Raw genomic sequence first — 11059 nt, 5'->3', positions numbered from 1 at the left:
TTTATATATAATTTTGCGTATCTTTGCCAATGTTTTAAGAAATATAACGTTTTAAGAAACTAATTTAAAAGACATTATGTTAAAGAGAGTAAGAATTATACTGACGGTGCTGCTGTTACTGGCCGCCGTAGGTCTAGATGCGCAGGTCACCACAGCTTCTATGGCGGGTAAGGTGACGGATGCAAGTAATGAGCCCATTATCGGCGCTACTGTTCAGGCGGTGCACCAGCCTTCCGGTTCGCGCTACGGAACTGTGACCAATGTCGATGGACGCTATTCCATCCAGGGTATGCGCACCGGTGGTCCCTATCGGGTGGAGATTTCCTATATCGGCTATCAGACAGTTATTTATAAGGACATCACTCTCCAACTGGGCGAGGTGTATAACCTGAACGTAGAGATGAGCGAATCTTCTGAGCTGCTGAACGAAGTGATTGTGACGGCGGCCAAGACCAAGTTCACCGCCGAAAAGACAGGTGCCACTACCAACATCTCTTCTGCACAGATAACGCAGCTCCCTACCGTGAACCGTAGTATCAGCGACATCGCCCGCCTTTCTCCCTACGCCAATGGCATGAGCTTTGCCGGAGGTGACGGACGTTCCACGAACTTCACCATCGACGGTGCCAACTTCAACAACAACTTTGGACTGAGTTCCAACCTTCCCGGCGGCGGCAATCCCATCTCGATGGATGCCATCGAAGAAGTGCAGGTAGTTGTCGCCCCGTTCGACGTACGCCAGACGAACTTCATCGGCGGTGGCATCAATGCCATCACCAAGAGCGGTACGAACACATTCAGAGGTACTGCCTATACCTATTACCGCAACCAGGACATGCGTGGTAACCGCATCAACGGCGAGGATCTGGGAGCACGTTCCGATGAGTCCAAGACCACCTACGGCTTTACGCTGGGTGGTCCCATCATCAAGAACAAGTTGTTCTTCTTTGTGAACTACGAAAAAGAGAAGACTCCGGGAGAGGTTATAAAGTATCGCGCGCGCGAGGACGGCGAAGATGCGAAAGGTATGGTGTCCCGTACACTGAAGTCGGACATGGAGAAGGTGTACAACCATCTGAAGGACAAATACGGCTATGATGCAGGCTCCTACACCAATTTCCCTGCCGACGAGGAGAACACCAAGCTGCTGGCCCGCATCGACTGGAACATTACGGACCGCCATCGCTTGAGTCTCCGCTACAACAATACGAAGAATACGGCTTGGAATGCCCCGAACGGTAACTCTTCCGATACGGGATATCGTTTGAACAATACTTACCGCGTAGGTACGCAGTCTATGGCGTTTGCCAACAGCATGTATTCTATGGACAACAAGGTGCAGTCTTGGGCGGCAGATTTGAATAGTCGTTTCACCGATAAGATTTCCAATCAGTTGCTGTTTACCTACACCAATATTGAGGACATGCGCGGCACCAATTCTTCTCCTTTCCCCTTCATTGACATCATGGCGGGCAAGGACGAGAATGGAAACCAGATTCTGGAACCGTATATGAGCGCCGGTTACGAGCTGTTCACTTACAACAATGGTGTGAAGAACAAGATTACGAACATTACCGATAACTTCACTTTCTTCACCGGTAACCACAAGCTGACGGCAGGCCTTAGCTACGAGCACCAGTTTGCCAATAACGCCTATATGCGTAACGGTACGGGATACTATCGCTACAACAGTCTGGAAGATTTCCTGAGTGGCGCAGCTCCCGAATCATTCGCTTTGACTTATGGTTTCAACGGTGTGGCCAACCCCAATGCCCAGGTTACCTTCAACCAGCTTGGCTTCTATGCCCAAGATGAATGGAATCTCGGCAACAGTCTGAAACTGACCTACGGTATCCGTTTCGACAACTTGATGTTCGACAACGACGACCTCCAGAGAAACGATGCCATCTATGAGCTTGACTTCGACGGGCAGCACATCGACACCGGCAAGTGGCCGGATTCCAGATGGCAGATTTCTCCCCGTGTAGGTTTCGTTTGGGATGTGTTCAAGGACAAGTCGCTGAAAGTACGTGGAGGTACGGGTGTGTTTACGGGACGTCTGCCGTTGGTTTTCTTCACCAATATGCCGACCAATGCTTCTATGGTACAGAACTCCGTTACCTTTAAGACCCAATATGACAATGGAAAAGTGGTGGGCCACGATTCCCGTCTGGATCAGTTGGCAGGTGGCATGATTACGGACATGAACCAGATAATCGACAAGTTCAACCTCCCCACCACGATTGAGAAACACGTGGCGGGGAGTAAGATTTCGGGTGTGGCCAAGGACTTCAAGATGCCACAGGTGTGGAAGTCGTCTATTGCGGTGGATTATCAGGTACCCGTATCTTTCCCCTTGACCGTGACGGGAGAGTTCATGTTTACAAAGAATGTGAATGCCGTTACCATCAACAATATCAATATCAAGAACCCCGACGAATGGAAATACAATAAGCTGACCACCGTCAAGGGCGCTGATGGAAAAGAGGTGACAACTACGGAACTGCTGCATACAGGTATGCAACGTTTCAATGGTGCGGATAACCGCATGGTGTACTCTTATTCTCTTTATGACAACCCCGATAAGAATGTGAAATATGCAGGCGACTTCGTGCATTACAATGGCAAGAATGCCGTGGTGCTCGACAATACATCCAAAGGCTACGGCTATACGGCAAACATCACGGTGAATGCCCAGCCGTTGGACGACCTGATGCTGATGCTGGCCTATACGCACACGGAGTCCAAAGAAGTTTCCGGTCTTCCGGGCAGCGACCCCATCTCTACCTGGCAGGGACTGAACACGATTGACGGTTCCAATTATGTGGATGCACAACGTTCACAGTATGTGGTTCCCGACAAGGTGATTGCTTCCGTGGGCTACTACATTCCCTTCAGACACAAAGGCCTGCTTCGCGGCACACACCTGAATCTGTTCTATTCCGGTTATTCTTCCGGCGGTTACAGCTTCTGCTACACCAATGACATGAATGGTGACGGCATCAACAACGACCTGATGTACATTCCGAAGGACGATAGTGAAATCAACTTCAAGACAGAGGAAGACCGCGTTGCTTTCTGGAAATTCGTAGAGCAGGATTCGTACCTGAAGAATCACAAAGGACAGTATGCCGAGGCTTATGCTGCCCGTGCTCCGTGGGTGCACCGCTTTGACTTCCGTCTGCTGGAGGATTTTGAATTCAAGATTGGCAAGACCAAGCATTGCTTCCAGTTGAGTTTCGACATCATGAACGTGGGTAATCTTATCAACTCCAAATGGGGTATCTCCAAGACCAACACCGTTTCCAACAGCAACCGAATCCTGAAGTATGAAGGGGTGAAGAGCGTCACTGATCTGACTCCGGTATTCTCCATGTATAAGGTGAACGGTGAATATCCTACCAAGACTTACGACACCTATCAGAACTACAGCGAATGCTGGAAGTTGCAAGTCGGCATCCGTTACGTGTTCAACTAACCGGATGCAGACAACCTCCGCTGAATGGCGGAATATGATAAGGCAAGGGCTGTCCCGGAAATCCCGGGATAGCCCTTGCTGTTTTGGGCTTTCTTTACTTTATTGTATTTCAACCTCCATAATCACTGGATTGTGGTCGCTGCACAAATCCAGGTCCGGAGAGTAGTATGCAATACCCTTCAGACTGGGGGAGTGGAAGATGTAGTCAATACGCAACATGCGTTTGGCATAGCGGTAGGTGTACATGTATCCGTTTCCGGCAGTGCGGAATCCGTCTTTGAGGGTTTTCCTCAAATGGTGGTAGGTGTAGGAGGAAGGTATCGAGTTGAAGTCACCGCATAACAGCACGGGATAGGGGCTGGCCTTGGCGTAGTGGCTGATGACGTAAGCCTGTGTGGCCCGTTTCACGAAGTTTTCGTGCAGGGTGCCTGCGGCATCTTTGGCTGCCTGGACTTCGCGGCGGGTGTCGTCGGTGGCCAGCTCGCGTTCCCACTTCCTGCGCTTCTGGCTGACGCTGGTGGTCTGCAGGTGGTTGTTTATCAGACGTATGGTATCCGTATCCATCGCTACATCGCACATCATGCTACAGTTGGAGCTGCGCTGGTAAGTGATGAAACGGTGGTTCGCCAATGGATAGCGGCTGAATACGGCGATAGGCAGTACGCCCTTGGAGTCTTCGGAAGGGATGAGCGCGTGTGACCAATGCGAGAGTATGCGCCGTATGCTGTCCGTGGGGAAGTCGCTGTTGTCTCCGAACTCCTGGAAGCACAGCACATCCACGCCCTCCTGCTGCATGTACCGGGCTATCTCCTTGCAGGAATAACCGGTAATCTCACCTCCAAAGTTGTGTATGTTGTAGGTGGCTATCTTCAGATACTTGCCTGCCGGGGTTTTGTCTTTCGGCAGGTGGAGCTGGAAGACAGACGTCAGATATCCCCAGTTGCAGAAGAATGCCGCCAGCGGAACCAGTGCCCAGCGCTTATGGGCCAATGCCCAGCAGAGTGCCGTTATCAGATTGACAATCAGGAGTACGGGCACTGCCAGCCCCAGTAATGGCATGATGGCGGAATCGACCGGAGCCACGTTTCCTGAGAAGGCTGCCACTATGGTGATGGTGGCCAAAACGAATGTTGCTGCTATCAGGCAGATGTAGAACAGACCTTTTACGGCGGACTTTCCCATGTTGTTTGCTTGTTTGTTTTGTTATGGTACCCTGCCATACAGAGCTTGTTACAGCATCTCTTCCACCGGGATATACAGCGAAGAGATGCTGTAATGTCTGTTATTTATTCACTACGTTCACCGGCTTGCCGTCTTGGTAGGCTTTGATGTTTTCGAGCATAATCAGCATGAGGCGTTCGCGTGCGGCCGTGCTTGCCCAGGCAATGTGCGGAGTGATGTAGCAGTTACGGGCAGAGAGCAATGGATTGTCGGCACGGGGAGGCTCCTGCGAGAGTACGTCTACGCCGGCGGCATAGATGGTGCCGTTGTTAAGTGCATTGGCAAGGTCTTGTTCGTTGATGAGCGGGCCGCGTCCGGTATTGATGAGGATGGCGGTGGGCTTCATCAGCCGGAGCCGTTCTGCATTCACCATCTCGCGGGTGGAGTCGGTGAGGGGACAGTGCAGGCTGATGATGTCACATTCGCGGAACAACTCGTCCAGCTCCATCTTGCGGATTTCGGGAGGAAGCTGGAAGTTGGTCTTGGAGGTGTAGGCACATACCTTCATACCGAAGCCGATGGCGATGCGGGCGGTGGTGAAGCCGGTGTGCCCCAGGCCTACGATTCCGAGCTTTTTTTCGCGCAGTTCGATGAGCGGCGTGTCCCAGAAGCAGAAGTCCTTGCTTGCTGTCCAGCGGCCTCGGTGCACCTCTTCAGAGTGGTGTTGCACTTGCTGGGTGATGTTCAGAATATGGGCAAAGACCATCTGGGCAACGGAGTCGGTGCTGTAGGCGGGAATATTGGTGACAATGATGCCGCGTTCTTTGGCAGCGGCGGTGTCTACGATGTTGTATCCGGTAGCCAGCACACCGATGTATTTCAGTTCGGGCAGTGCCGCCATGTGCTCAGCGGTGAGCACGGTTTTGTTGGTCAGCAGGATTTCTGCACCAGCGGCGCGTTCCAATACTTCCGCAGGGGCGGTGCGGTCGTAGATGGTGCACTCGCCCAAGGCTTGCAATTCGTCCCAGCAAAGGTCGCCGGGGTTGGCGGCATAGCCGTCTAATACTACTATATTCATGGAGTTATAAGTTATTTGTTGTGGGGATTTTCTGTATCCGAGTTTTAATCTCTAACTTTTAATTTTAATTGATAGTTTACCATTTCTTTTCCTCTCCCCAGAGTTGCTGCATCCGTTCCTTGTGCTTCTGCTCGGCAGGGTTGAGTTGTGGCTCCCAGATACGGCGGTCTTTCAATTCGTCGGGCAGGAATTGCTGCTTGACGAAGTTGCCGGGGTAGTCGTGAGCGTACTTGTACTTCTCGCCGTAGCCCAACTGCTTCATCAGCTTGGTAGGGGCGTTGCGCAGGTGCAGAGGGACGGGGAGGTTGCCCGTTTCACGTACCAGTTCCAGGGCATTGTTGATGGCCATATAGGCGGAGTTGCTCTTGGGGCTGGTGGCAAGGTATATGGTGGCTTCTGCCAGTGGGATACGTCCTTCGGGCCATCCCACTTTCATCAGCGTGTCGAAGCAGGCGTTGGCAAGCAGCAGTGCGTTGGGGTTGGCCAGTCCGATGTCTTCGGAGGCGGAGATGACGAGGCGGCGGGCTATGAAGGCAGGGTCTTCACCTCCTTCGACCATGCGCGCCAGCCAGTAGATGGCGCCATCCGGGTCGCTGCCGCGAATGGATTTGATAAAGGCGGAGATGATGTCGTAGTGCATCTCGCCGTCCTTATCGTAGGCAAGAGGGTTCTGTTGCAGGCGTTCGGTCACCATGTCGTCGGTGATGAGGACAGGGTCTGCGGCTTCGGAGTCTACCACCAGTTCGAGGATGTTGAGCAGCTTGCGGGCGTCTCCTCCGCTGAAGCGGAGCATGGCGGTGGTTTCTTCCAGTTCTATCTTCCGTTCCTTCAGCACGGTGTCTGTGGTGATGGCACGTTGCAGCAGTTCCAGCAGGTCGTCCTTCTCCAGTGACTTCAAGGTATAGAGCTGGCAGCGGGACAGCAGCGGGCGGATGACCTCGAACGAAGGGTTCTCCGTGGTGGCGCCTATCAGCGTCACGGTGCCTTGCTCCACGGCTCCCAGCAGTGAGTCTTGCTGCGATTTGCTGAAGCGGTGTATCTCGTCAATGAAGAGGATGGGACTGGCTTGCGAGAAGAAACGGTTGCTCTTGGCGCGCTCTATCACGTCGCGCACGTCCTTCACGCCGCTGGTCACGGCACTGAGCGTATAGAAAGGAGTTTCCAGCTTGTTGGCGATAATCTGCGCCAAGGTTGTCTTTCCCACTCCCGGAGGACCCCATAGGATAAACGAAGAGATACGTCCTGCATCAATCATCTTACGCAGCACTGCACCTGGTCCCACTAAATGTTTCTGACCGATATATTCATCTAATGTTCTTGGTCTAAGCCGTTCTGCTAATGGTTGCATAGTATGTAACTCTTAAAATATCATTAATATCATGAAGCGTATACCGCCCTTCTTCACTCCCGGTATGTCCGTATAGGTCAGCCTACGTACATATTCTATGTGGAGCAGTTTGAAGATATTGTAGATACCTACGCTGGCTTCCACATAGGGAGTCTTGCCCATGACGTGGCTGGTGGGTACACCGTCGCGCATGGGGAAGAGGAATAAGTCGGGATTGTTGCTCTTGTACGGGTTGTTCTTGTCCGTCAGCGTGCCCCACAAGCCACGGATGCGGAACATCTCGCGCCACTTCAGCTTCTTGATGAGCGGGATGCGGTTGAAGAGTTTTCCGTTCATGTCGTAGCTTAGGTTGAGGGAGGCGTAGCGGTCGTTCAGGAACTCCATGTTGTTGATGAGGTTGAAGGACTCGTTGTTCTGCGTGATGTACGAGAGGTTCGCCATCGGCAGGTTCAGCAGGGGGAAGGGAACGGTGTTCCATTGCGCACCGGCACGTGCCGTTACGTCCAGCTTGCCCCACGAGCCGAGCCAGAAGCGCTTGCGGATGCTGGCTTCCGTCAGGTTGAAGTTATACTCTCCACCCAGCACGCCCTTGAATCCGGCGGTGTGGGAGAGGGTGAAGGTGGGCGCATCCAACGATACGGGCACGCGGCGTTGCTTGGTGTTGACGAAGGTCTCACCGGGAGCGTAACGCAAAGTCACACCCAGCTCGGTGGTGGTGATGTCGTGCACCAACGTATTTTTTTCGTCCCATTGTCCGGGTGTCCCTCCGTTGTTCTTCCAGTATTGCAATTGTCCGGCAGGCTGGTCGTTACGATGGCGCGCCATGGCCTGTACGGAGAAGCCGGTATTGGTCTCCAGCTCGTAAGTCAGCGTGGCGTCGCGCATGTAGGACATCTGGTCCACCGTCGTCCATTTCCAGCCGACAAACAAGTTGTCCTTGTCCGTGGCGAGATACTTGTCCATGGGAGACATCACGTCGTAGGTGTACTTGAAGGCGATATAGTGTTTCGGGAACTCCCACAATACGTATTCGCGCTTGTTGAAGGAGTAGGCCACCTGTCCGGAGTAGAACCATTTCTTGTCCTTGGTTCCGTAGGCACCGTAGCCGCTCAGGCTCCAATGCGGGTCAAGGTTACCTGTTGTCATACCGCTCAGACGGAAGCGCGTGCCGTTGACGTAGTTGCTGGTTATCATCGTGTTGATGGGACCGAAGTCGAACTTGCTGGGATGCTTCTTGCCACCCGTCTCCACGAAGTTCTCAATCAAGGCTTTCGCCCCGAAGATAACGTACTTGAAGCCGGGAATCTGCTCGATGCGGTTCATGAATACGTCCATCGTGCTCTCTTTCTTGGTGAGGGGTACTTGGCGGACTTTCGCCCAGTATTCGTCGCTCTTGGCAAGCATGTTCGCTTCCTTGATGACGTTTCCTTTCAGACGGAAGAGGCGGGGCTCTATTTCCGTGAATTGATAGTCGCTGTATTTGGTGGTCCGTTGCACTTCCAGGCCTTGGATACCTTTCACGAAGTGTAGTTCCACGGTCATGTCGTCGTCGGTCAACACCCAGTTGCTGTCGGGCAGTTGTTCGAACTGCTGCACGATGTCGAGGTTTTCCACGAAGTTGACACCCGTCTTCTTGGGTAGGTTCATGGTACATTTCTTCACGGCATAGGTGGAGTCCTTCACCACGTAAAGGTGCCCCGTGAAACCGAAGTCCTGCGGGTTCTGCGGAACGAAAGTCAGATGGACGCACTCCTGCTTGTCCACCATGAGTGTGTCCATCAGATAGTACTTATAGAAGCTGATGGCTCCGCGACCGATGGGGCTGACGAAGCGGCGTTGCAGCAGCCGGATGTCGTCGTCGTAGATGTTGATGTCGGAGAATACGTCCGTAAGGATGGTCCCCAGCATGTCTCCGGTGTTGAAGAACTCTTCGATACCAGTGGAGTTCATGCCTTCGATGATGGTCTTTTCGCTCTTGGGGCTTTTACGGAAAATGGTCTTGCTCGCCGTCTCCTTGATGGAGATGGGTAGAATCATCTTGTTGGTCTTGGGCGATACCTCCACCTGGTCTTTGAAGAAGGAGAATTTCTTGTAAATACCTTTCTCCATTTTGTCGGGGGTAACGTCGTTGAGCGACATCTTCATCTTTTCATATTTCTGATACTGATAGTAGTCGTTCTCTTCCAGTTTCAAGGCCTTCTTGTTCTCGATGACCTTCTTCATAAACTCCACGGCGGGGTTGTTCTTGCGGGAATATTTCTCCTTCTTGGGTTTCACGACGACCTCGGAGAGCATGATGTCGTCCGGTTGCAACTTGACGTTCAGCACCCGGGTACCGGGATTCAGTTTCACTTTCTTGGTGATATAACCTACAGCGGAGAATGTCAGCTCATCCCAGCCTTTGTGGGTTTCAACCTGGTATTCACCGTTTGCGTTGGAGATGCCGCCTACACCTTTCCCTTCATACTGTACGGTGATATACATCAGCGGTTCGTTCGTGAGAGAGTCTGTGATGACACCCTTAATTTGGGCGGATGCGCTGATGGAGACAAACAGTGACAGCAGGAAAAGGGCATAAATTATATATCTTTGCTTCATAAGTTACAGATAATTCGGGCACAAAGTTAACAAATTAAGGTTAATCAAGAAGCAAATATAGACTAAAGAAACGGGAGATATGGTTAAATGAACGTGAAAGTCGTATGTCTTGTTTGCTGGATACAGATAAAAAATGTACGGAATCCTTGTAGAGAAGTTGCCGGATATAAAGGATAAAGTTGCGCAATGTATGGAGAAAGCTCTATCCCAAGCCTTGGGATAGAAAGACCCAAGCTTGGGATAAGCGTCCGTAGGTTTGGGATAGACGTTTGCAAGCTTGGGATAGAATTTATGGAGGATTATGAATTGTTGCCGTTCAGTAGTGTCTGTACGATGCGTTCCGCCGTCCGTCCGTCCCAGCGGTCGGGTAGGATGGCGTGCTTCCATTCTCCGTGCAGCAGCTTGTCGAGCGAGGCGGAGAGGGCGAAGGAGTTTTCGCCGACCAGCTCGTTGGTACCGATACGCCAGGTTTCGGGATGCTCGGCGTAGGTGTTGAGGGTGATGCAGGGGACGTCAAGGAAGGTGGCTTCTTCGGCAATGTTGCCCGAGTCGGTGACGATGCCCCGTGCCTGATTGATGAGGAACCCGAAGTGCAGGTAGCTCTGTGGAGGCAGGATGTGCAGGTTAGGGGCATCCAGTCCCAGTGACTTCACTGCCTTTTGTACGTAGGGGTGCAGAGGGGCGACGATAGGCATGCCGTCGGCTTTTTCGATGACGGTTTGGAGCAGGGAGTGCAGCACGGCCTTCTTTGCCAGCAGGTCACGGCGGTTGAGGGTTAGTAGCAAGTAGTTTCCTTTCCGCAGGCCGAGGCTGGAGAACCACATGGGCTGCACCAGGCGGTGGCGGTTGAAGCGGATGGTGTCAATCAGTATGTTGCCCACGTAGTGGATATAGTCGGGTATCATACCCTCTTGGTTGAGATTGCGGTTGGCCACCATGCCGGCAGTGAAGAGATAGTCGGAGATGGCGTCCACGATGGTTCGGTTCACTTCGCGGGGCATGTTCATGTCGAAGGAGCGCGTGCCTGCTATGACGTGCGCCACCTTCAGCCCGCGCTTCTTGGCGACGATGGAGCAACTCATGGTGGCGGTCATGTCATCTACCACCAGTACGACTTGTGCTGGGTGCCCGTCCAACTCGCGCTCGAAGGCAAGCATGATGGAGGCTGCCACCTGCGAGTGGTCATGTCCGGTGACGCCGAGGCAGGCATCCGGTTTCCTCATAGAGAGGTCGGAGAAGAGCGAGGCATCCAGGCTGGTGTCATCCTGCGGACCGGTGTAGACGATGCGGTAGGAGATGTTCTTTCCTGCCTCTCTGGCGGCGTCGATGGCGCGGCAGATGGGGGCTATTTTCATGAAGTTGGGGCGTGCGCCCGATACGATTGTTATTTTCATTG

General features: G+C 52.7%; 6 protein-coding genes. 1 reads left to right on the top strand and 5 read right to left on the bottom strand.

The window, feature by feature from the left end:
• Positions 1 to 76: 76 nt before the first annotated feature.
• Entirely contained in the window at positions 77 to 3478 is a 3402-nt protein-coding gene (locus HUX74_RS01135; protein WP_138345494.1) for a TonB-dependent receptor, read from the top strand.
• A gap of 99 nt (positions 3479 to 3577) precedes the next feature.
• Here HUX74_RS01135 and HUX74_RS01130 read toward each other — a convergent pair whose 3' ends face one another.
• From HUX74_RS01130 to HUX74_RS01110, 5 genes are all read right to left on the bottom strand, one after another.
• Positions 3578 to 4660 (bottom strand): endonuclease/exonuclease/phosphatase family protein, encoded by a 1083-nt coding sequence (locus HUX74_RS01130; protein ID WP_174646049.1) that lies wholly within the window; start codon positions 4658 to 4660, stop codon positions 3578 to 3580.
• Positions 4661 to 4760: 100 nt separating this feature from the next.
• Positions 4761 to 5717 carry a D-2-hydroxyacid dehydrogenase gene (locus tag HUX74_RS01125; RefSeq protein WP_117964449.1) on the bottom strand — a complete coding sequence of 319 codons (957 nt, stop codon included), beginning with the start codon at positions 5715 to 5717 and terminating at the stop codon, positions 4761 to 4763.
• Between the two features lie 76 nt (positions 5718 to 5793).
• A complete protein-coding gene (locus tag HUX74_RS01120; protein ID WP_117600552.1) occupies positions 5794 to 7065 on the bottom strand; it encodes a replication-associated recombination protein A in 1272 nt (423 codons plus the stop codon).
• A 12-nt stretch (positions 7066 to 7077) separates the two neighbouring features.
• Positions 7078 to 9663, bottom strand: a complete 2586-nt coding sequence (locus HUX74_RS01115) for a DUF5686 and carboxypeptidase-like regulatory domain-containing protein (RefSeq protein WP_117600551.1) — start codon at positions 9661 to 9663, stop codon at positions 7078 to 7080.
• Between the two features lie 299 nt (positions 9664 to 9962).
• The gene (locus HUX74_RS01110) at positions 9963 to 11057 is read right to left on the bottom strand and encodes a UDP-N-acetyl glucosamine 2-epimerase (RefSeq protein ID WP_117600550.1); all 1095 of its coding nucleotides are present in this window, start codon (positions 11055 to 11057) and stop codon (positions 9963 to 9965) included.
• Between the last annotated feature and the right edge of the window lie 2 nt (positions 11058 to 11059).

Origin of the sequence: Bacteroides sp. Marseille-P8574, assembly GCF_902825465.1 — a bacterium.
Classification (GTDB): Bacteria; Bacteroidota; Bacteroidia; order Bacteroidales; family Bacteroidaceae; genus Bacteroides; species Bacteroides uniformis.
This window is presented reverse-complemented; position numbering and strand designations above follow the sequence as displayed.